Origin of the sequence: Burkholderia sp. IT-111MI5 (assembly GCF_949752865.1) — a bacterium.
In the GTDB taxonomy this organism is placed as follows: domain Bacteria; phylum Pseudomonadota; class Gammaproteobacteria; order Burkholderiales; family Burkholderiaceae; genus Burkholderia; species Burkholderia pyrrocinia_C.
Genome location: NZ_CATKIF010000013.1, coordinates 51733 through 73013, shown reverse-complemented (window position 1 = coordinate 73013; position 21281 = coordinate 51733). Strand labels below are relative to the sequence as shown.

Annotated in this window: 17 protein-coding genes; 2 read left to right on the top strand and 15 right to left on the bottom strand. The window is 67.2% G+C overall.

Annotation, left to right across the window (positions count from 1 at the left end):
- The first annotated feature begins 94 nt into the window (after positions 1-94).
- Entirely contained in the window at positions 95-466 is a 372-nt protein-coding gene (locus ACM6JT_RS15525; RefSeq protein WP_414856793.1) for a hypothetical protein, read from the top strand.
- 124 nt (positions 467-590) lie between these two features.
- Here ACM6JT_RS15525 and ACM6JT_RS15520 read toward each other — a convergent pair whose 3' ends face one another.
- The 3 genes from ACM6JT_RS15520 to ACM6JT_RS15510 all read right to left on the bottom strand — a co-directional run bounded on the left by ACM6JT_RS15520 (position 591) and on the right by ACM6JT_RS15510 (position 7849).
- Entirely contained in the window at positions 591-2057 is a 1467-nt protein-coding gene (locus ACM6JT_RS15520; protein WP_034183631.1) for a glutamate synthase subunit beta, read from the bottom strand.
- Positions 2058-2142: 85 nt separating this feature from the next.
- Entirely contained in the window at positions 2143-6846 is a 4704-nt protein-coding gene (locus tag ACM6JT_RS15515) for a glutamate synthase-related protein (RefSeq protein WP_217590722.1), read from the bottom strand.
- Between the two features lie 289 nt (positions 6847-7135).
- Entirely contained in the window at positions 7136-7849 is a 714-nt protein-coding gene (locus ACM6JT_RS15510; protein ID WP_027783329.1) for a transposase, read from the bottom strand.
- Positions 7850-8042: 193 nt separating this feature from the next.
- On the opposite strand from ACM6JT_RS15510, the gene ACM6JT_RS15505 reads away from it, so the two are divergent.
- A complete protein-coding gene (locus ACM6JT_RS15505; protein ID WP_034183629.1) occupies positions 8043-8774 on the top strand; it encodes an OmpW/AlkL family protein in 732 nt (243 codons plus the stop codon).
- 166 nt (positions 8775-8940) lie between these two features.
- Here ACM6JT_RS15505 and ugpQ read toward each other — a convergent pair whose 3' ends face one another.
- From ugpQ to ACM6JT_RS15445, 12 genes are all read right to left on the bottom strand, one after another.
- Positions 8941-9705, bottom strand: a complete 765-nt coding sequence (gene ugpQ, locus ACM6JT_RS15500; protein WP_034183628.1) for a glycerophosphodiester phosphodiesterase — start codon at positions 9703-9705, stop codon at positions 8941-8943.
- 28 nt (positions 9706-9733) lie between these two features.
- Positions 9734-10819 (bottom strand): sn-glycerol-3-phosphate import ATP-binding protein UgpC, encoded by a 1086-nt coding sequence (locus ACM6JT_RS15495; RefSeq protein WP_034183627.1) that lies wholly within the window; start codon positions 10817-10819, stop codon positions 9734-9736.
- A 32-nt stretch (positions 10820-10851) separates the two neighbouring features.
- Entirely contained in the window at positions 10852-11697 is an 846-nt protein-coding gene (gene ugpE, locus ACM6JT_RS15490; RefSeq protein ID WP_217590725.1) for a sn-glycerol-3-phosphate ABC transporter permease UgpE, read from the bottom strand.
- The gene (gene ugpA, locus ACM6JT_RS15485; RefSeq protein WP_031400119.1) at positions 11694-12578 is read right to left on the bottom strand and encodes a sn-glycerol-3-phosphate ABC transporter permease UgpA; all 885 of its coding nucleotides are present in this window, start codon (positions 12576-12578) and stop codon (positions 11694-11696) included. The genes ugpE and ugpA overlap by 4 nt, the downstream gene beginning before the upstream one ends.
- Before the next feature lie 96 nt (positions 12579-12674).
- Positions 12675-14009 (bottom strand): sn-glycerol-3-phosphate ABC transporter substrate-binding protein UgpB, encoded by a 1335-nt coding sequence (gene ugpB / locus ACM6JT_RS15480; protein WP_034183624.1) that lies wholly within the window; start codon positions 14007-14009, stop codon positions 12675-12677.
- A gap of 88 nt (positions 14010-14097) precedes the next feature.
- Entirely contained in the window at positions 14098-15306 is a 1209-nt protein-coding gene (locus ACM6JT_RS15475; RefSeq protein WP_175750217.1) for a deoxyguanosinetriphosphate triphosphohydrolase, read from the bottom strand.
- Positions 15307-15347: 41 nt separating this feature from the next.
- Positions 15348-16427, bottom strand: a complete 1080-nt coding sequence (gene aroB, locus ACM6JT_RS15470; protein ID WP_414856792.1) for a 3-dehydroquinate synthase — start codon at positions 16425-16427, stop codon at positions 15348-15350.
- Positions 16424-16978 carry a shikimate kinase AroK gene (gene aroK / locus ACM6JT_RS15465; RefSeq protein ID WP_131947953.1) on the bottom strand — a complete coding sequence of 185 codons (555 nt, stop codon included), beginning with the start codon at positions 16976-16978 and terminating at the stop codon, positions 16424-16426. The genes aroB and aroK overlap by 4 nt, the downstream gene beginning before the upstream one ends.
- 40 nt (positions 16979-17018) lie before the next feature.
- Entirely contained in the window at positions 17019-18653 is a 1635-nt protein-coding gene (locus ACM6JT_RS15460; RefSeq protein WP_034183620.1) for a type IV pilus secretin PilQ, read from the bottom strand.
- A complete protein-coding gene (locus tag ACM6JT_RS15455; protein ID WP_414856791.1) occupies positions 18650-19516 on the bottom strand; it encodes a pilus assembly protein in 867 nt (288 codons plus the stop codon). Before ACM6JT_RS15455 ends, ACM6JT_RS15460 begins: the two co-directional genes overlap by 4 nt.
- Positions 19513-20157, bottom strand: a complete 645-nt coding sequence (locus ACM6JT_RS15450) for a fimbrial protein (RefSeq protein ID WP_414856806.1) — start codon at positions 20155-20157, stop codon at positions 19513-19515. The genes ACM6JT_RS15455 and ACM6JT_RS15450 overlap by 4 nt, the downstream gene beginning before the upstream one ends.
- On the bottom strand, positions 20157-21080 hold the full coding sequence (locus ACM6JT_RS15445; RefSeq protein WP_414856790.1) for a competence protein ComA: 924 nt from the start codon (positions 21078-21080) through the stop codon (positions 20157-20159). Before ACM6JT_RS15445 ends, ACM6JT_RS15450 begins: the two co-directional genes overlap by 1 nt.
- Between the last annotated feature and the right edge of the window lie 201 nt (positions 21081-21281).

Here is a 21281-nt window from a genome sequence, read left to right as displayed (position 1 = left end):
GCCCGACACCAGACCCGGACACCGTTCCGGATCGCCGAAACGGGGTGCGAGGGGGATTCAACTTCACCGACCAGAACAATCTCCGGACGCGCTCATGATCTCGACCTTCACTCGCCACGCCATTCGTCTCGTACTGATTCTCGGCGCTTCAGCCATCGCGCTCGTCGTGTTGTTCCTCGTCGTCGGGACTGCCAGATACGAGCGGGACGACGGCTATTGTCCCGACGCCTCCGTCGCGGAACTCGAGGCGAAAATTCTCACGTTCGTCAAAGTGCACGGCATCGATCCGGACGCAATCGAATTCGCCGGCATGCCCCGCTACCATGCCGACAAGCTCGGCTGGTGGGCATTCGATCTGAAGTCGCGCGAAGCAAGCTACGTGGCTACGATCGATTGCGAGCATCGCGTCACGGGCTTCGGGAAGATTCAAATGTTTCCGCTCAACCCGGCAGCGCCGATGCAATGACGTCGCTCGCCGGCCGGCATCGAACCGCATGCGGTCGGTCCATCGCCGCCCGCCGGCCCCACAAAAAAACCGGGCGCCCTTTCGGACGCCCGGCTCTCGTCGAAACCCGCTCGCGGTATTCAGCTCAGCGCGGCAGTTCCGAATGCCCCATCAGGTACGCATCGACCGAGCGCGCGCACTGGCGGCCTTCGCGGATCGCCCACACCACCAGCGACTGGCCGCGACGCATGTCGCCTGCCGCGAACACCTTGTCGACCGACGTGTAGTACGAACGATCGCCTTCGGTCGCCGCACGCGCATTGCCGCGCGCGTCCTTCGCGACGCCGAACGCGTCGAGCACGGGCGCTGCCGGCTGCGTGAAGCCCATCGCGAGCAGCACGAGATCGGCCTTCATCTCGAACTCGGAGCCCGGCACCTCCTGCATCTTGCCGTCCTTCCACTCGACGCGCACCGCGATCAGCTTCTCGACCTTGCCGTTCTTGCCTTCGAGACGCTTCGTCGCGACCGCCCAGTCGCGCTCGCAGCCTTCCTCGTGCGACGACGACGTGCGCAGCTTGATCGGCCAGTACGGCCACACCAGCGGCTTGTTTTCCTCTTCCGGCGGCTGCGGCAGCAGTTCGAACTGCGTGACCTGCTTCGCACCGTGACGGTTCGACGTGCCGACGCAGTCCGAACCCGTATCGCCGCCGCCGATCACGATCACGTGCTTGCCCTTCGCGAGCAGCTGGTCGACGAGCTTGTCGCCCGCGTTCACGCGGTTCTGCTGCGGCAGGAAGTCCATCGCGAAATGAACGCCCGCGAGCTCGCGGCCCGGCACCGGCAGGTCGCGCGGCGTTTCCGAACCGCCGGCGATCACGACCGCGTCGAATTCTTCCTTCAGCGTGTCCGGCGAAATGGTTTCCTTCGCGAGGCTGCCGATCGACTCGGGCAGCGGATCCTTGCCGATGAACACGCTGGTGCGGAACGTCACGCCTTCCGCTTCCATCTGGCGCATGCGGCGGTCGATCAGCCACTTCTCGAGCTTGAAGTCGGGAATCCCGTAGCGCAGCAGGCCGCCGACACGGTCGTTCTTCTCGAACACCGTCACGTCGTGGCCCGCGCGCGCGAGCTGCTGCGCGGCGGCGAGGCCCGCAGGGCCCGAGCCGACGACGGCAACCTTCTTGCCTGTCTTGTGCGCAGCCGGCTCAGGCTTCACCCAGCCTTCCGCCCAGGCCTTGTCGATGATCGCGTGCTCGATCGACTTGATGCCGACCGGGTCTTCGTTGATCCCGAGCGTACACGCGGCCTCGCACGGCGCCGGGCAGATGCGGCCCGTGAATTCCGGGAAGTTGTTGGTCGAGTGCAGGACTTCGATCGCCTGCTGCCAGTCCTGGCGGTAAACGAGATCGTTGAAGTCCGGGATGATGTTGTTGACCGGGCAGCCGTTGTTGCAGAACGGGATGCCGCAATCCATGCAGCGCGCGCCCTGGACCTTCGCGTCCGCGTCGGTCAGTGCCGCGACGAATTCCTTGTAGTGCTTCACGCGCGTGAGCGGTGCTTCGTACGCCTCGTGGCGGCGTTCGAACTCCAGAAAACCGGTTGCCTTGCCCATAAGGTGCTCTTCTGTTCGGTGTATCGGGTGGGGGAGCCGCGCGCGGCAATCATGCGCGCGCGGCATTCGCTATGTCGTTCGTCGCTCAGGCGGCCAGCACTTCCTTCGCCGCCTTCTTCGCACCGATCTCGCCCAGCGCGCGCTTGTATTCGTGCGGGAACACCTTCACGAACTGGCGGCGCGCCGCGTCCCAGTTTTCCAGCAGCGACTTCGCGCGCGGCGAACCCGTGAACTGGAAATGACGCTCGACGAGCCCCTTGAGCAGCGCTTCGTCCGTCGTGCCTGCGTGCCAGAGTGCGCGATCGACCGTGCGCTCCTGCTCGGCCTGCTGCAGCACCGGCTCGAGCGCGACCATCGACTTGTTGCACTTCGCCGCGAACATGCCTTCCGGATCGTAGATGTACGCGAGGCCGCCCGACATGCCGGCCGCGAAGTTGCGCCCCGTCTCGCCGAGCACGACGACCGTGCCGCCCGTCATGTATTCGCAGCCGTGGTCGCCCGTGCCTTCGACGACCGCCGTCGCGCCCGAGTTGCGCACGCAGAAGCGCTCGCCCGCGACGCCGCGGAAAAACGCTTCGCCTTCGATCGCGCCGTACATCACCGTGTTGCCGCAGATGATGTTTTCCTCGGACTTGCCGCGGAAGTCGTTGGTCGGCCGGATAATGATCCGGCCGCCCGACAGGCCCTTGCCGACGTAGTCGTTGCCGTCGCCGACGAGGTCGAGCGTCACGCCCTTCGCGAGGAACGCGCCGAAGCTCTGGCCGGCCGTGCCCTTCAGCTGGATGTGCACCGCGTCGTCCGCCAGGCCGTCATGGCCGTGCTTCTTCGCGATCACGCCCGACAGCATCGCGCCGACCGTACGGTTCACGTTGCGCACCGGCTGGATGAACGACACATGCTCGCCGTTCTCGATCGCGGCTTTCGCCTTCTCGATCAGCACGTGGTCGAGCGCACGCTCGAGGCCGTGATCCTGCACGTCGACGTGACGCGGCGCGACGTCCTCGCATTCTTCCGGCTGGTAGAACACGCGCGAAAAGTCGAGGCCCTTCGCCTTCCAGTGCTCGACGCCCTTGCGCGTATCGAGCAGGTCGGCGCGGCCGATCAGGTCGTCGAACTTCGCGATGCCGAGCTGCGCCATGATCTCGCGCACTTCCTCGGCGACGAAGAAGAAGTAGTTCACGACGTGCTCGGGCTGGCCCTTGAACTTCGCACGCAGCACCGGATCCTGCGTCGCGACGCCGACCGGGCACGTGTTCAGGTGGCACTTGCGCATCATGATGCAGCCTTCGACGACGAGCGGTGCCGTCGCGAAGCCGAATTCGTCCGCGCCGAGCAGCGCGCCGATCACGACGTCGCGGCCCGTCTTCATCTGGCCGTCGGCCTGCACGCGGATGCGGCCGCGCAGGCGGTTCAGCACCAGCGTCTGCTGCGTTTCGGCGAGGCCGAGTTCCCACGGCGTACCCGCGTGCTTGACCGACGACAGCGGCGATGCGCCCGTGCCGCCGTCATGGCCGGCGATCACGACGTGATCGGCCTTCGCCTTCGCGACACCGGCCGCGACCGTGCCGACGCCCACTTCCGACACCAGCTTCACCGAGATGCTCGAGCTCGGGTTCACGTTCTTCAGGTCGTGGATCAGCTGCGCCAGATCCTCGATCGAGTAGATGTCGTGGTGCGGCGGCGGCGAGATCAGGCCGACGCCCGGCACCGAGTAACGCAGCTTGCCGATGTATTCGGACACCTTGTGGCCCGGCAGCTGGCCGCCTTCGCCCGGCTTCGCGCCCTGCGCCATCTTGATCTGGATCTGGTCGGCCGACGCGAGGTACTCGGCGGTGACGCCGAAGCGGCCCGACGCGACCTGCTTGATCTTCGAGCGCAGCGAATCGCCGTCCTTCAGCGGAATGTCGCTGACGATCTCGTCGCCGATCACCGACTTTAGCGTCTCGCCCGACTTGATCGGAATGCCGCGCAGTTCGTTGCGATAGCGCTTTTCGTCCTCGCCGCCTTCGCCGGTGTTCGACTTGCCGCCGATCCGGTTCATCGCGATCGCGAGTGTCGCGTGCGCTTCGGTGCTGATCGAACCGAGCGACATCGCACCCGTCGCAAAGCGCTTGACGATGTCCTTCGCCGGTTCGACTTCGTCGATCGAAATCGCCTTCGCCGGCGACACCTTGAACTCGAACAGGCCGCGGAACGTCATGTGACGCTTGGTCTGGTCGTTGATCAGGTGCGCGTATTCCTTGTACGTCTGGTACGAGTTGCTGCGCGTCGCGTGCTGCAGCTTCGCGATCGAATCCGGCGTCCACATGTGGTCTTCGCCGCGCACGCGGTACGCGTACTCGCCGCCCGCGTCGAGCATGTCGCGCAGGACCGGGCTGTCGCCGAACGCGTCGCGGTGCAGGCGGATCGCCTCTTCCGCGACTTCGAACAGGCCGATGCCGCCGACCTTCGACGCCGTGCCCTTGAAGTACTTCTCGACGAGGTCGCTCGACAGGCCGAGCGCTTCGAAGATCTGCGCGCCCGTGTACGACATGTACGTCGAGATGCCCATCTTCGACATCACCTTCTGCAGGCCCTTGCCGACTGCCTTCGTGAAGTTGTAGACGGCCTTCTCCGGCGACAGGTCGCCCGACAGGCCCTCGGCCATCTTCGCGAGCGTTTCCATCGCGAGGTACGGGTGCACGGCTTCCGCGCCGTAGCCCGCGAGCAGCGCGAAGTGGTGCGTTTCACGCGCGGAGCCCGTCTCGACGACGAGGCCCGTGCTCGTGCGCAGCCCTTGCTGCACGAGGTGCGTGTGGATCGCCGACGTGGCGAGCAGCGCCGGAATCGCGACGTGCTCGGCGTCCGTCTTGCGGTCCGACACGATCAGCATGTTGTAGCCCGACTTCACCGCGTCGACGGCTTCCGCGCACAGCGACGCGAGGCGCGCCTCGATGCCTTCCTTGCCCCACGCGACCGGGTAGCAGATGTTCAGCTCGTACGCGCTGAACTTGCCGCCCGTGTACTGGTCGATCGCGCGGATCTTCGCGATGTCCTTGAAGTCGAGCACCGGCTGCGACACTTCGAGACGCATCGGCGGGTTGATGTTGTTCGTGTCGAGCAGGTTCGGCTTCGGGCCGATGAACGACACGAGCGACATGACCATGTTCTCGCGGATCGGGTCGATCGGCGGGTTCGTGACCTGCGCGAACAGCTGCTTGAAGTAGTGATAGAGCGTCTTGTTCTTGTTCGACATCACCGCCAGCGGCGAGTCGTTGCCCATCGAACCGACGGCCTCTTCGCCCTGCAGCGCCATCGGCGCCATCAGGAACTTCAGGTCTTCCTGCGTATAGCCGAACGCCTGCTGGCGGTCGAGCAGCGCGGCGCCTTGCGTGCGGCCGGCCGCGACTTCCTCGGCCTTCGGCTCGATCTCGTCGAGCTTGATGCGCACGGCGTCGATCCAGCTCTTGTACGGCTTCGCATTCGCAAGGTTGTCCTTCAGTTCCTTGTCGTCGATGATGCGGCCGTGTTCCATGTCGATCAGGAACATCTTGCCCGGCTGCAGGCGCCACTTCTTGACGATCTTCGATTCGGGGATCGGCAGCGTGCCGGCTTCCGACGCCATGATGACGAGGTCGTCGTCCGTGACGATGTAGCGCGCCGGACGCAGGCCGTTACGGTCGAGCGTCGCGCCGATCTGGCGGCCGTCGGTGAACGCGATCGCGGCCGGGCCGTCCCACGGCTCCATCATCGCGGCGTGGTATTCGTAGAACGCGCGGCGGTTCTCGTCCATCAGCGTGTGCTGTTCCCACGCTTCCGGGATCATCATCATCACCGCGTGCACGAGCGGGTAGCCTGCCATCACCAGCAGTTCGAGACAGTTGTCGAACGATGCGGTGTCCGACTGGCCCGGGTAGATCAGCGGCCACAGCTTCGGCAGATCGTCGGCGAGCACGTGCGACGCGATCGCGCCGGTACGCGCGTTCAGCCAGTTCACGTTGCCCTTCACGGTGTTGATCTCGCCGTTGTGCGCGATCATCCGGTACGGGTGGGCCAGTTCCCACGCCGGGAACGTGTTGGTCGAGAAGCGCTGGTGCACGAGCGCGAGCGCCGACACGACGCGCGCGTCCTGCAGGTCGCGGTAATACACGCCGACCTGGCCGGCCAGCAGCAGCCCCTTGTAGACGACCGTGCGCGCCGACATCGACGGCACGAAGTATTCCTTGCCGTGCTTGAGCTTCAGCGCCTGGATGCGGTGGCTCGCCGTCTTGCGGATCACGTACAGCTTCCGCTCGAGCGCGTCCGTCACCATGATGTCCTTGCCGCGGCCGATGAAGATCTGGCGGATCAGCGGCTCGCTCGCCTTCACGGTCGGCGAAATCGGCATCGCATGGTCGACCGGCACGTCGCGCCAGCCGAGCACGACCTGGCCTTCGGCCTTCACCGTGCGCTCGAGCTCCTGCTCGCACGCGAGACGCGACGCGTTTTCCTTCGGCAGGAAGATCATCCCGACCCCGTATTCGCCGGCGGGCGGCAGCATCACGCCCTGCTTCGACATTTCCTCGCGATAGAACGCGTCCGGAATCTGGATCAGGATGCCCGCGCCGTCGCCCATCAGCGGATCCGCGCCGACCGCGCCGCGGTGATCGAGGTTCTCGAGGATCTTCAGACCCTGCTGGATGATCTCGTGGCTCTTCTTGCCCTTGATGTGAGCGACGAAGCCGACGCCACAGGCGTCGTGTTCGTTTTGCGGGTCGTACAGACCTTGTGCGGCGGGCACCGCGGCGAGCGGCTGCTGGTGGTCGTTCATGGGGACACCGTCGTAAAGGGGGCCTGGAGGGCCGTTGAACCGTTTTGTTGTTGCCGTCGATCCCGCTCCCGACGGGAGACGGCGCGGCCGACAGTGGGTGGGCATGCTTCGCCCGGGCCACCGGAATTCGGAATATACGCGACGAATCAAAGGAATAGCAACAAAAACCGCTTGATCGAACCCCAATTAAACGGATGCTTCGATCTGGTGCTGTTTTATTGGGGCTGTATCGTTTTGGTGCAAAAAGAAGCGGCGCCCGCAGCGCCGCTTCCCGGCCGCCGTTCCCGCGTTATTGCTGGATCGGCGGCGTGTTCTCGCGCACCTTTCTGGGGCGTCCGCGCGGCAGCGGCGACACGCGCCGGTTCGCGGTGCGCGCCGCCCACTCGCGGTAGTTCTCGCCGCCGAGCACCCAGCCCTTCAGCGTCGCCTGCTGCAACTGGTCGGCCTGCCGCTCGTCGAGCGGCTGCTCGCACAGCTCCTTGTACGCACGCTGGCGGTCGAACGGTGTGTTGCCGAGCGCCCAGTAGAGCGGATGGTCGGTGATCAGGCTGTCGACGGTGAGCCCGACGTGATGCCGGTAGCTCGACCAGCGATAGGCTTCGGGCGTCGCGACGAGCTGCGAGCGCACCGGGCTCATCTCGACCACGCGGCTCGCGAGCAGGAAATAGCGCTCGCCTTCGATCACGGTCGCGCGATAGCGGCCTTCCCACAGGGTGCCGCGCCGCGAATAGCGCCGGTTGAAATGCGCGACGTAGCGGCGACCGACGGCCTGCATCGCTTTCGGCAGGCTCGCCTCGTCGCTCGGCGTCACGAGGAGTTGCACCTGGCGCGGCAGCAGCACATAGGCATGCACCGACAGGTGATGATCGCGCGCGGCGGCCTTCAGGCAATCGATGAAGAGTTCGTAGTCCTGGTCGTCGACGAACGCGGGTTGCTGATCCAGGCCGCGCAGTATCACGTGCTGCGGCTGGTCGGGAACGTAGAGTCGTGCTAACCGTGCCATGCTGAATGTCCGTTTGAACGCGTTAGGAAATACCCGGAGGTCCGAAAATGCGCACCTGCGTAGAATGCCCGTCCTGTCGGTGCGCGGATACGTACGGTCGTACTAATCCTAGGGTGAAAACTCTAACTTACGAGCTTGTTTGGTTTTAAACGCAGTCGTCATAATGAGCACGCCTTTGATCGGAGGAGACACAATGAAACGAAAACTGGCCATTACGGGGGCCGCAGCGCTCGCATTCACGTTTGCGGGCGGTACGGCACACGCACAATCCGCAGGTGATTTCTACGTCAGCACCGGCTGGCTCCACCTGTCGCCGCAGGACAGCAGCGACCCGCTGTTCGTGTACCGCGTTGGCGGCACGCCCATCAACCAATCGATTCCCAACACGGGCGCCGGCATCAACGACGCCGACACGCTTGGGCTCGCAACTGGCTACTTCGTCACCGACCACATCTCCACCGAGCTCGTTATGGGGATACCGCCGAAGTTCGACATTACCGGCAAGGGTCAGTTCGAAAAGTTCGGCGTACTCGGCCGTGCGTACCAGTGGAGCCCCGCCGTATTGCTTCGCTACCACTTCAACGACGCCAACGCGAAGTTCCGTCCATATGTCGGCGTCGGCGCGACGTATGTCTGGTTCACCGGCGCAAAGATCACGAACGGCACGTTCGAGAACGGCGTGCTCGGCGGCCCGACCAGCGCAACGACCAGCAACCAGTGGGCACCCGTCTTCAACGCCGGCTTCTCGTACAACTTCACGAAACACTGGTTCGCAGGCCTGTCGATCTCGTACATCCCGGTCAGCGTGACCGCGACCTTCACGACGGCCCGCCGGACGCCGGTCGGCACCCTGACCGAAACGTCGAAAGCGAAGATCTCGCTCAACCCGATCGTCACGTATCTGAACGTCGGCTACCGCTTCTAAGCGTAGTCGAATATTTGGGGAATGGTTAATCCTGCTGCAATTTGTAGCGGAATTTTCGTGACGTAACGTCTCCACGATGCAAAACGCCCCGGCGGGATTCCCGTCGGGGCGTCGTTTTTTTGTCTCAGGGTCTTCCCGCACCCGCCATCGCGCGGGACCGGCCCCGCTACGCGATATCGTCCAGCGCATCGGGGGCGATCAGGTCGATCCGGTCAGTGCAGACCGCGTCGACGCCCCAGCGCGCGAGTTCGCGCGCCCGTTCGAGGTCGTTCACCGTGTACACCAGGATGCGCAGCCCGGCCGCCTTGATCGCGCGCACGAGCGGTTCATCGAGCCGTTTGTGGTCTGCATGCAACGATATGCAGCCGAGCGCGTCGACGACCTGCGCATGCCAGTCGTCCGGCACGGCCTCGTAGAGCATCCCGCGCGGCAGCGCCGGCACGGTCGCGCGCGCCTGCTGCAGCGCATCGAACGAGAACGACGACAGCAGCGGTGGGATCTCGGCATCGCGCCAGTACGCGGCCGCGTCGGCCGCCACGCGCTGCCCCGTCTCGCGCTCGCGCCCCGGGCACGGCTTGATCTCGACATTCGCGGCCAGGCCGTGCGCGATGCAGCGCGCCGCCGCCGCCTCGAGCGTCGGCATCCGCTCGCCCGCGAAGCGCGCGTCGAGCCATGCGCCCGCGTCGAGCGCGGCCAGCGCCGCATAACGCATGCCCGCCGCTGCCCCCTGGCCGTTCGAGGTCCGGTCGACCGTGTCGTCGTGCAGCAGGAACGTCACGTCGTCGGCCGACAGCTTCGCGTCGAACTCGACCATCCGGTGACCGCGTCGCGCCCCCTCGTCGAGCGCGGCGAGCGTGTTCTCCGGCGCGAGCGTGCCGCCGCCGCGATGGGCGACGACGCGCGGATAAGGCCAGTCGGTACGGGAAGTCATCGTCAGCCTCTCGGCAAATGCAGCAGGTTCAGCCGGCACGCTTGCCGGTTTCGGGATCGAAGAAATGCAGCCGGTGCGCGGGCAGCGCGGCCGCCAGCGCCGTGCCGCGCGCCGGACGGTCCGCGTGCGGCAGGCGCACCGCGACGTCGTGGTTGCCCCAGCGGCCGTGCGCGAGATTGTCGGCGCCGAGCAGCTCGCACGAGTCGACGGGCAGCGTCGCCTGCGCGACGCCCGGCTGCGGCGTCATGTGTTCGGGGCGTACGCCGAGCACCCAGTCGCGCCCGGTGGCGATCTCCGCGCCGATACCGGGCGCGCCGGCGACCGGCAGCGCGGGGCCGCCGCCCGCGACCGTAAAGGTCGCGCCGTCGTCCGACAGCCGGCCGTGCATCAGGTTCATCGCGGGCGAGCCGATGAAGCCCGCGACGAACACCGTCGCCGGCTTCTCGTACACGTCGACCGGTGCACCGATCTGCTCCGCGTAGCCGCGGTTCATCACGATCACGCGCTGCGCGAGCGTCATCGCCTCGATCTGGTCGTGCGTCACGTAGACGCTCGTCGTCGCGAGCCGCGCATGCAGCCGCTGGATCTCGAGCCGCATCTGCACGCGCAGCTTCGCGTCGAGGTTCGACAACGGTTCGTCGAACAGGAACACCGACGGCTCGCGCACGATCGCGCGCCCCATCGCGACGCGCTGCCGCTGGCCGCCCGACAGCTCGCGCGGCCGCCGCGCGAGCAGCGGCTCGAGCTCGAGGATCTTCGCGGCCGCGGCCACCCGCGAGTCGATCGCCGCACGCTCGATCCCGCGGATCTTCAGCCCGTAGCCCATGTTCTGCGCGACCGTCATGTGCGGGTACAGCGCATAGTTCTGGAACACCATCGCGATGTCACGATCCTTCGGTTCCAGCGCGTTGACGACGCGCTCGCCGATCGCGATCTCGCCATCCGTCACGCTCTCGAGCCCCGCGATCATCCGCAGTAACGTCGATTTGCCACAGCCCGACGGGCCGACCAGCACGATGAATTCGCCGTCGGCGATCTCGACGTCGATGCCATGCAGCACATGCTGCTTGCCGTCGTAGGATTTCCTGACGCCCTTCAAGCTCAGCGCAGCCATACTTGGTCTTTCTCCCGGTTGCCGTCCGTCATTCATTTCTCGGAATCGACGAGGCCGCGCACGAACCAGCGCTGCATCGCCAGCACGACGACGAGCGGCGGAATCATCGCCAGCAGCGTCGCCGCCATCACGTATTGCCATTCGGTCGCGGCGTCGCCGCTCGCGATCATCGTCTTGATGCCCACCACCGCGGTCGACAGCGATGCCTCCGTCGTGATCAGGATCGGCCACAGATACTGGTTCCAGCCGTAGATGAACGTGATCACGAACAGCGCCGCGATGCTCGTCTTCGACAGCGGCAGCACGACGTCCCAGAAGAAGCGCAGCGCGCCCGCGCCGTCGATGCGCGCGGCATCCATCAGCTCGTCGGGCAGCGTCATGAAGAACTGGCGGAACAGGAACGTCGCGGTCGCCGATGCGATCAGCGGCAGCGTGAGCCCCGCGTAGGTGTTCGTCAGGTGCAGCGTCGACACGACCTGCACGGTCGGGAAGATCCGCACTTCCACCGGCAGCATCAGCGTGACGAAGATCAGCCAGAACGCCGTGTTGCGGAACGGGAAGCGGAAATAGACGATCGCGTATGCGGACAGGATCGACATCGCGATCTTGCCGACCGCGATGCCGAGCGCCATCGCGAAGCTGTTCACGAGCAGGCGGCCGAACGGCGCCGTCGTGCCGCCGCTGCCGTGCCCCCAGATGTACGCGATGTTCTCGAACAGATGCGTGCTCGGCACCAGCGACAGCGGCACCGTGAACACTTCCTGCGCATTCATCGTCGCCGCGCAGAACGCGACGTAGACGGGGAACACGATCAGCACGATGCCCGCGACCAGCACCGCGTGGCAGAACAGGTCGAAGCCCTTGCGATTTTCGATCATGCGTATTGCACCCTGCGTTCGACGAAGCGGAACTGGATCACCGTAAGCCCGACGACGATGATCATCAGCACGACCGACTGTGCGCCCGAGCTGCCGATGTCGAGCCCCTGGAAGCCCTCCGCGAAGATCTTGTAGATCAGCGTCTTCGTGCTCTGCGCCGGGCCGCCGCCGGTGGCCGCGTCGATCACCGGGAAGGTGTCGAAGAACGCGTAGACGAGGTTCACGACCAGCAGGAAGAAACTCGTCGGCGACAGCAATGGCAGCACGATGTTGAAGAAGCGCCGCACCGGCCCCGCGCCGTCGATCGCCGCCGCCTCGATCAGCGAGCGCGGGATCGCCTGCAGGCCCGCGTAGAAGAACAGGAAGTTGTAGCTCACCTGTTTCCACACCGACGCGAGCACGACGAGGAACATCGCCTGCCCGCCGTTCAGCGCGTGGTTCCACACGATGCCGCCCTTCGCGAGCGCATAGGTGATCAGGCCGATGCTCGGGTTGAACAGGAATGCCCACAGCACGGCCGCGATCGTCGGTGCGACCGCATACGGCCAGATCAGCAGCGTGCGGTACACGCGCGCGCCGCGGATCACGCGGTCGGCGCACGCGGCGAGCAGCAGCGACACGACGAGCCCGCTCACCGTGACGAGCGAGCTGAACACGAGCGTCGTGCGAAACGAATCGAGGTACAGCGGATCGGCGAACAGGTGCGTGAAGTTCGCGAAGCCGACGAATTCGCTCGACGTGCCGAACGCGTCCTGCATCTGCGTCGACTGCCACAGCGCGACGCCGGCCGGCCACAGGAAGAACACGGCGGTGATCGCGAGCTGCGGCGCGATCAGCAGGTACGGCACCAGGCTCGTACCGAAGCGGGAACGGGATTGCATCGCGGATATCCGGTCAGGCGAAACGGAAAGGAAACCGCGCCGCCGGACCGCACGCACGCATGCGCGGCGCGGCCGGCGGCACGAAGCGATGCGTGCTCAGCCGCCCGACTTCTCGAAGCGGCGCAGCAGTTCGTCGCCGCGCGAGGCCGCCGAATCGAGCGCGTCCTTCGGCGACTTCTTCTGCGCCCAGACCTGCTCGAACTCCTCGTCGACGATCGTGCGGATCTGCGGCATGTTGCCCAGACGCAGCCCCTTCGTGTAAGGCAGCGGCGGCTTGTTCAGCATCTGCTTGATCGCGGTTTCGGCGCTCGGGTTCTTCGCGTAGAAGCCCTGCTGGCGCGTGAGGTCGTACGCGGCAGTCGTGACCGGCAGGTAGCCCGTGTCCTGGTGCCACTTCGCGGCGACGGCCGGCGATGCGAGGTATGCGAGGAATTTCGCGACGCCCTTGTAGGTCGCCGGATCCTTGCCGGCCAGCACCCACAGGCTCGCGCCGCCGATGATCGCGTTCTGCGGCGCGCCCTTCACGTTCGCGTCGTACGGCATCATGCCCGTGCCGTAGCTGAACTTCGCGAATTTCTGCACGTTCGCGAGCGCGCCCGACGACGTCGTCAGGATCCCGCAGTCGCCGCTGTAGAACTTCGCCGATGCTTCATCCTTGCGGCCCGCGTACGTGAACGTGCCGTCCTTCGCCATCTGCTGCAGGAACGCGACGTGCGCGATCTGCTGCGGCTTGTTGAATTCGAGCGCCGCGTCGGTGCCGTCGAAACCGTTGTTGCGGCTCGCGAACGGCAGCCCGTGCCATGCGCTGTAGTTCTCGAGCTGGATCCAGCCCTGCCAGCCTGTCGTGAAGCCGCACGCCATCCCCGACTTGCGCAGCTTCTCGGCATCGGCCTTCACGTCGTCCCACGTCTTCGGCGGCTGGTTCGGGTCGAGCCCGGCCTTCTTGAACGCGTCCTTGTTGTAGTACAGCACCGGCGTCGAGCTGTTGAACGGCATCGACACGAGATGGCCCGTCTTCGCGTCGCTGTAATAGCTCGAGATGGTCGGCACGAAAGCCTTTTCGTCGAGCGGCACACCGGCCTGCTTGAACACGTCGTAGACGGGCACGACGGCCTTCTTCGCCTGCATCATCGTGGCCGTGCCGACTTCATAGACCTGGAGGATCGCCGGCGCGTTGCCGCTGCGATAGGCGGCGATGCCGGCAGCAAGCGCCTGGTCGTAGGTGCCCTTGAAGACCGGCACGATCTTGTAGTCGCTCTGCGACGCGTTGAACTGCTCGGCAATCGCGTTGACCCGCTCGCCGAGCGCGGCCTCCATCGCATGCCAGAACTGGATCTCCGTCGCGGCGAACGCCACGTGCTGCACCCCGAACATCAGCGCGCCGCCGAGCGCGATCGAACGAACCATGGTCCCCGCAGGCTTCTTCTTCATCGACCTCTCCTATGAAAACGTTACCAACAGCGTATGCAACATTCCCGTCGCCATTGAACCGGCGAAGTCTAGTGATCGTTTGTGACAGTCAGTTGTCGTTGATGACGAACAGGCGCTGATATTCCTTCAGCGCGAAGCGGTCGGTCATTCCGGCGATGTAGTGCGCGACGAGACGCGGCTGCTGCGCTGTGTCGTCCGACTGGTACGGCGGCGGCAACAGGCGCGGATCGTCGATGAACGCGTCGAACAGCCCCGTGACGACGCGCTGCGCCTTGCTCGCCATGCGCATCACCTTGTAGTGGCGATACAGGTTCTTGAAGAGGAAACGCTTGAGGGCGGCCGCCTGCGCGGCGACCGTCGCGCTGTGCGACACGAGCGGCGGCGCGGCGCGCACGTCGTCGAGCGACGCGGGCGCGACACGCGCGAGATTGCGCGTCGTCTCGTCGATCAGGTCGACGATCAGCGTGTTGATGATGCGGCGTACCGTCTCGTGCACGAGACGGCGGCCTTCGAGGTGCGGGAATTCGGCGAGCGCCGCTTCGTAGTGGCGCTGCCACAGCTCGACTTCCGCGAGCTGCTCGATCGTGATCAGGCCGGAACGCAGGCCGTCGTCGACGTCGTGATTGTTGTAGGCAATTTCGTCCGCGATGTTCGCGAGCTGCGCTTCGAGCGACGGCTGCCGGCCCTGCAAGAAGCGCTCGCCGAGCGCGCCGAGCTTGCGTGCGTTCTCGCGCGAGCAGTGCTTCAGAATGCCTTCGCGGGTCTCGAAGCACAGGTTCAGCCCGTCGAACGCGCCGTAATGTTCCTCGAGCTCGTCGACGACGGCAAGGCTCTGCAGGTTGTGCTCGAAGCCGCCGTGGTCACGCATGCATGCATTCAACGCGTCCTGGCCGGCATGGCCGAACGGCGTATGGCCGAGATCGTGCGCGAGCGAGATCGCCTCGACGAGATCCTCGTTCAGGCGCAGGTTGCGCGCGACCGAGCGCGCGATCTGCGCGACTTCGAGGCTGTGCGTGAGGCGCGTGCGGAACAGGTCGCCTTCGTGATTGACGAAGACCTGCGTCTTGTATTCGAGCCGGCGAAACGCGGTCGAATGGACGATGCGATCGCGGTCGCGCTGGAATTCGGTGCGCGCCGCCGGCGGCGTTTCCGGATGGCGGCGGCCGCGCGACTGCGACGCGTGTGCGGCATACGGAGCGAGATGGGCTTCCAGCGCCGCCAGCGTCGGCGGCTCGGCCACCGGCGCAGCGGATGCGCGGCCGGCTTCGGGCAGTGTGCTGCTGGATGTCTCGCTCACGTCTCCTCCATGTCAGGGGCGCCGGGGCATCCGGGCCGCCGTTACCGGGTTGTCTGCGCCAGTGTAGCGAATACGGCTTCGTCCGGCGCCTGCATGATCAGCGTATCGCCGAATCGCTTCAGCAGGATGAATTTGATCGCGCCGGCTTCAGCCTTCTTGTCGACGCGCATCAAATCCATGTAGCGCGCGTCGCCGAGCGCGGGCGCGCGGGTCGGCAGGTGCGCGGCCGCGATCACCGCGTCGAGCCGCTGCCGCGACGCTTCGTCGAGCATGCCGAGCCGTACCGACAAGTCGCCCGCCATCACCATCCCGCAGCCGACCGCCTCGCCGTGCAGCCACTCGCCGTAGCCGAGCCCGGCCTCGATCGCATGGCCGAACGTGTGGCCGAAGTTCAGGATCGCGCGCAGGCCGCCTTCGCGCTCGTCGGCCGCGACCACGCTCGCCTTGATCTCGCACGAGCGCTTCACGGCGTGCGCGAGCGCTGCCGGCTCGCGACGGTTCAGCGCGTCGACGTTCGCCTCGATCCAGTCGAAGAATTCCGCATCGGCGATCGCGCCGGTCTTGATGATCTCGGCGACGCCGGCCGCCAGTTCGCGGTCGGGCAGCGTCGCCAGCGCGCCGATGTCCGCGATCACGGCTTGCGGCTGATAGAACGCGCCGATCATGTTCTTGCCGAGCGGGTGGTTGATGCCCGTCTTGCCGCCGACCGACGAATCGACCTGCGACAGCAGTGTGGTCGGCACCTGGATGAACGGCACGCCGCGCATGTAGCACGCGGCGGCAAAGCCCGTCATGTCGCCGACCACGCCGCCGCCGAGCGCGACGAGCGTCGTCTTGCGATCCGCGCGCCCGGTCAGCAGGCCGTCGAAGATCAGGTTCAGCGTTTCCCAGTTCTTGTACGCCTCGCCGTCCGGCAGCACGACCGTCGACACCTGCTTGCCAAGCGGCGCGAGCGCCGCGCGCAGCGTGTCGCCGTAAAGCGGATCGACCGTCGTGTTCGTGACGATCGTGACGGACGAACCCTTGATGTGAGGCGCGAACAGCTCCGCGCGGCCGATCAGGCCGGCGCCAATATGAATCGGATAGGCGCGGTCGCCCAGATCGACGTTGACAGTAATCATGCTTGTAGCGGCTTGGCGATGACGCCCGCCAGTTCGAGTTGCATCAGCACCATGTTGACGAGACCGTTGACCGACGGCCGGCCGGTCTCGATGACGAAATCCGCGCATTCGCGGTACAGCGGGTCGCGCACTTCGTAGAGCGCTTCGAGGCGCCCCTTCGGATCTTCGGTCTGCAGCAGCGGGCGGTTCTTGTCCTTGCGCGTGCGCAGCCACAGATCGTGCGGATTGGCACGCAGATAGACGACGATGCCATTGCTTTTCAGGCAGTCGCGATTTTCCGGGCGCAGCACCGCGCCGCCGCCCGTCGCGAGCACGATGTTCTCGCGCTGCGTGAGCTCGGCGATCACCTGCGTTTCGCGATCGCGAAACCCGGCCTCGCCCTCCAGCTCGAAGATCACCGGAATGCGCGCGCCCGTGCGGGCCTCGATTTCGTGGTCGGAGTCGAAGAACGTCCTGTCGAGACGACGCGCGACCGCACGGCCCACGGTGGTCTTACCCGCTCCCATAAGGCCGACGAAAAATACGTTTGCATGTGGGTCCCGCGCTTGCAACGGCTTCCTCTGCTTCAATCTTGCTGGTGTGTGGCGCAGCTTACTGGCAAAGCGGCTGCCTTGTCGAGCCTGCGCCGGCGGCTTCCGGCCCCGTTTTGTCGGGATCCGCGCCAGCCGCGCCGCGCGCATCGCAGCGCGCATCGACGACGGTCGGCGTGATGAAGACGACCAGTTCGCTGCGCTGGTCGCGCTGCGCGCGGTGCCGGAAAAGCGCGCCCAGAATCGGTATTTTGCCCAAGAGCGGCACCCGCGTCACATCGTTCCGGCGCAACTGCTCGTAGATCCCGCCGATCGCGACCGTCCCGCCGTCCTCGACCTCGACGCGCGTCTGCACGTGCTTCGTATGGATCGCCGGGCCGGCCGCCGTCGGCTCGCCGACGCTGTCCTTCGTCACGTCCAGGTCGAGCACCACGCGCCCGTCGGGCGTGATCTGCGGCTCGACCTCGAGCTTGAGCGTCGCGCGGCGGAACTGCACGCCGCTCACGCCGTTGCCGACCTTCGCCTGGTACGGCAGCTCCGAACCCTGCTCGACGATGGCCTTGACGCGATCGGCGGTCACCACGCGCGGACGCGAAACGATCTGTCCCCGCCCTTGCGCTTCGAGTGCGCTCAGTTCGATGTCGAGTACGCGGCTGAGCGGCGCGGCGAACAGCGTGAAGCCGGCGGTTGCCGCCTCGAAGCCGCCGAGCGGCCGCGCGGCAAGGTCGAGCGCGTTGCGCGCATCCGCCGTGAACGTGGTGCCGTCGCCCGACGGCGGGCGCCCCTGCGCACGCAGCGCGACGCGTGCGCCGAGGTTGCGCGAGAAGCCCTGTTCGCCCTCGACGATGCGCGCCTCGATCCGGACCTGCCGCGACGGCCGGTCGATCGCGTCGATCAGGCCCGCGATCTGCGCGATACGCGGTTCGAGATCGGTGACGAACAGCAGGTTCGTGCGCGGATCGGCCGCCGCGGCGCCGCGCTTCGACAGCAGGCGCTGGCCGGTCGCGCCGGCCAGCAGCCGTTGCACGTCCTGCGCGCGCGGGTAGTGCAGCGCGAACGTACGGCTCGCGAGCGGCTCCAGATCGGCCGCCCGCGCGTGCATCTCGAAGCGCTCGCGTTCGCGCGCGGCCAGTTCGGCCGCCGGTGTGACCCATATCACGTTGCCGCGCCGCGACATCGCGAGCCCGTGCGTGTCGAGCAGCGTGTCGAATGCATCGCGCCAGCGAACATTGTTCAGACGTAACGTGACGGTGCCGCGCACCTGCTCGCCGACGACGATATTGAGCCCCGTGAACCGGGCGAACGCGTCGAATGCGGCCGCGAGACCGACGCCCTGCAGATTCAGCGAGATCCGCCGCGTGTCGTCCGCATCGCCCGGTTGCCGTGACGCGTCGTCGCTGATCCGGGCCGGCGGCGCCAACGGGATCGGCGGCCCCTCCAGCCGGGGAGCCGGAGCGGCGGTTTCCGCCTGAAGCGCCGCGTGAGCCGCGTGATCGAACCGTTGCGGGCCGACCTCCGCCGACACGGCATCATCCACGCCATCGGCCAAGCCTCCGGGCGGCGGCAGGCCCGGCACCTGCGCATCCATCACCGCTGCTGGCCAGACGGCCGGCAGCGGTGGCAATGACGCACTTGCCCCGGCCGCCATCAATCCGGCCCAGACGACGGCGAGTGCCCGACATCCATACTTCATCATGGCCGGCCTCCGTCATCGAGGACGAGCCGGTGCGCCCCGTCCGCCGTCGCGAGCGTCACGGCCGCAGGCTCGACACGCACCACGCGCGCAGCCCCGAGCGCTTCGCCGGGCGCCACGGCGGTGAACGTGCCGTCGCCGCCGTCGAACAGCGCGAGACCGGCGCGCGCGTCGCGAATCGTGCCGGCCAGGCGGGCCGCCTGATCATCCGCTGCGGACGAGCCAGCCGTGTCGAACGGGTCCTCGTCGAGCGCCGCTGCCGGAACCGACACCGTGCCGCCAGCGCCAGTTGCCGCCGGCAGCGCCGGAAAAACGTCGACGGACATTTCCACGCGCGCCGCCTGCAATCCTCGCTCGACACGCAGCGCCGACGGCACCGCCAGCACCGGGAAGCTCGCCAGTCCGCCGACCACGTGCAACAACGCGCGAAAACCGCCATCCGCGGCGATACGCACCGTGCGCCGGCCGTCCGGCGCCGCGCCGCCGGCTTGCTGCGGTTCGATCGATACGCGACGCAGCCCGCTCGACGCTGCGAGATCGGCCAGTTCGAGCATCAGCGCGCCCCATTCCGGCGCAGGCGACAAGCGGTCATCGCGCGCTGGTGCCGGATCTGCGTCGCGCCGCTGCCCGGCGACCGCAAGCACGCGCTGTGCATCGGCCTCACGCACCTGCGCCTCTGCCAGCAACGTGCGACTGTGCGCGAGCCCGCTCCAGTCGGCGGCATTCGCCAGATGAATCCCGCCTGCCAGCACGGTTGCGAACGCGAACATGCAGCCGGCCGCATGGGCAGCCTCGGGCGACACGCGCCGCATGCCGCGCAGCCATGCTTCACCGCGCGACGCAGGCCGATGCGCGATCGCCATCATGCTCCTCCTCCCGCCGCCTTCCGCGACGACATCGCATCGCGCCAGCGCAGTTGGACCGAGAACCGGAACGGCATCCCCGTCGACGCGACCGGCGCATCCGAAGCAGGCTTCAACGCGTCGATATCGATCCGCCAGTCCCGCTGCTCGCGCGCCATCCCAGCGAGCCATCGCTCGGCCGCCCGGTAACTCGTGGCGCGCACATCGAGCTCGGCACCCGTCGGTGTCGTGCGCAGCGTGTCGAGCCGAACCGCGTCGTCTCGCACCTGCGCCAGCGTCGCCAGCAGCGCTGCGACGCGCCGGTAAGGCGCGGCGAGCTCGGCTGCCCGCGCGCCGCGCCGAGCGGCGGCGGCCGCTGCACCGGCGGCGCGCGTCGCAACTTCCACCCGCGGCTGCAACTGCCGCAGCCGCGTCTCCACGCTTGCGCGCTCGGCGTCCGCGCGCCACCGCAGCCATGCGGCAGCGCCCGTCCACAGACCGGCGCCGAGCACGCCGAGCAGGATTGCCGTCCCGCACTGCGCGGCCCGGCGACGTCGCAACGCCTGCGCCAGCCGCTCGCGGTACGGCAGCAGGTTGAAACCGCCGAGCCCCGCACGATCGACCGCAGCCGGCCCGAACACGCGTGCCGGCATGCGGCTGGTCATCATTCCCACACCCCGCGCAACGCCAACCCGAACGCGACGGCGAATGCCGGGCCGCCCGGCATGCCGGCGGGCGGGCACGGCTGCCCATCCCAGCCCGTGCAGTCGAACGGCACCGCAACTACGCCGAGTACGTCGCCGATATCGGCGACGGACGTCCCGAAGCGGGCGATGCACCGCTCGTCCCCGGCCACGAGTACGCAACGCACGGCCCCGAGCACGCGCTGGCGCAATGCGTCGGAGAACGCCTCCGGCACCCCGCCCGACAGCGCGAGCACCTGCGCGGCCAGCGCACCGTCGACCCGCCACGCTCGCACGCCCGAGTCGCTGAACCAGAGCGCGGCATAGGGACCATGCGCGTCGAGCTCGAACTGCGCCGCATAACGCAACGCGCGCAGCGCGGCCGCCGACTCGCCGTCGACGGCCGTCAGGTCGACACCGGCCTGGGCGGCCACGTCGATCCGCCGTTCGAGCAGCGCCAGCGGGGCCACCGCGACCTCGATCTCGCCAGACTGCGCGCCGTCATCCTGCCGCCAGTCGAACGCGAGGCTGTCCGGCGCCAGCCCCGAAATGCGCTCGGCCGCCTGCCGCGCGGCATCCTCGACGTCGTCACGCCCGGCCAGGTCGAGCGTCGCGGTGCGGATCTCTTCATCGCACAGCGCCATCACGCCGCACGCCTCGCACCGCACACCCGCCGCCGACAGCCGCGACACGGCCGCCGCCAGCGAGCGCGCGACCGCCGCCCAGCGCGCGTCTTCCGGCCCGCCCGCCAACCCGACCGGCTCCCGCTCGAGCCCCTCGACGCGCACATCGACAGCACGGGCGCGCCGGCTCAGTGCGACCACCCTCACCTCCTCCGCCCCGACGTCGATTCCCGTCGCCCCGTGCCTGCCCTGCGCGAACCGCGCCATCCATCGTCCCGCCATCCCGGCCTCCCGCGATCGTCGCGGCCCACGCCGCGTTTCCGAGACCAGATTCTGCAAAGCGGCGCGTTCGGCCGACAGTCGGCCGAACGGCCAGCATCGGCTCGAAAGGGCCGCGCGCGGGCTATGCTGAAGACACGGCAACCCGCGGCTTTTCGGCGGGCAGCCCCCGTGTCAGGACCGGTCTTACCGGGCAGCTATAAT

Coding starts and splice junctions, on each gene's coding strand:
- ACM6JT_RS15495 (WP_034183627.1), bottom strand. CDS start 10,819: ATGGCTGCGCTGAGCTTGAAGGGCGTCAGGAAATCCTACGACGGCAAG.
- aroB (WP_414856792.1), bottom strand. CDS start 16,427: ATGATTACTGTCAACGTCGATCTGGGCGACCGCGCCTATCCGATTCAT.
- ACM6JT_RS15460 (WP_034183620.1), bottom strand. CDS start 18,653: ATGATGAAGTATGGATGTCGGGCACTCGCCGTCGTCTGGGCCGGATTG.
- ACM6JT_RS15525 (WP_414856793.1), top strand. CDS start 95: ATGATCTCGACCTTCACTCGCCACGCCATTCGTCTCGTACTGATTCTC.
- ugpE (WP_217590725.1), bottom strand. CDS start 11,697: ATGATCGAAAATCGCAAGGGCTTCGACCTGTTCTGCCACGCGGTGCTG.
- ACM6JT_RS15515 (WP_217590722.1), bottom strand. CDS start 6,846: ATGAACGACCACCAGCAGCCGCTCGCCGCGGTGCCCGCCGCACAAGGT.
- ACM6JT_RS15445 (WP_414856790.1), bottom strand. CDS start 21,080: ATGGCGGGACGATGGATGGCGCGGTTCGCGCAGGGCAGGCACGGGGCG.
- ACM6JT_RS15505 (WP_034183629.1), top strand. CDS start 8,043: ATGAAACGAAAACTGGCCATTACGGGGGCCGCAGCGCTCGCATTCACG.
- ugpB (WP_034183624.1), bottom strand. CDS start 14,009: ATGAAGAAGAAGCCTGCGGGGACCATGGTTCGTTCGATCGCGCTCGGC.
- ugpA (WP_031400119.1), bottom strand. CDS start 12,578: ATGCAATCCCGTTCCCGCTTCGGTACGAGCCTGGTGCCGTACCTGCTG.
- ACM6JT_RS15455 (WP_414856791.1), bottom strand. CDS start 19,516: ATGATGGCGATCGCGCATCGGCCTGCGTCGCGCGGTGAAGCATGGCTG.
- ugpQ (WP_034183628.1), bottom strand. CDS start 9,705: ATGACTTCCCGTACCGACTGGCCTTATCCGCGCGTCGTCGCCCATCGC.
- ACM6JT_RS15520 (WP_034183631.1), bottom strand. CDS start 2,057: ATGGGCAAGGCAACCGGTTTTCTGGAGTTCGAACGCCGCCACGAGGCG.
- ACM6JT_RS15510 (WP_027783329.1), bottom strand. CDS start 7,849: ATGGCACGGTTAGCACGACTCTACGTTCCCGACCAGCCGCAGCACGTG.
- ACM6JT_RS15450 (WP_414856806.1), bottom strand. CDS start 20,157: ATGACCAGCCGCATGCCGGCACGCGTGTTCGGGCCGGCTGCGGTCGAT.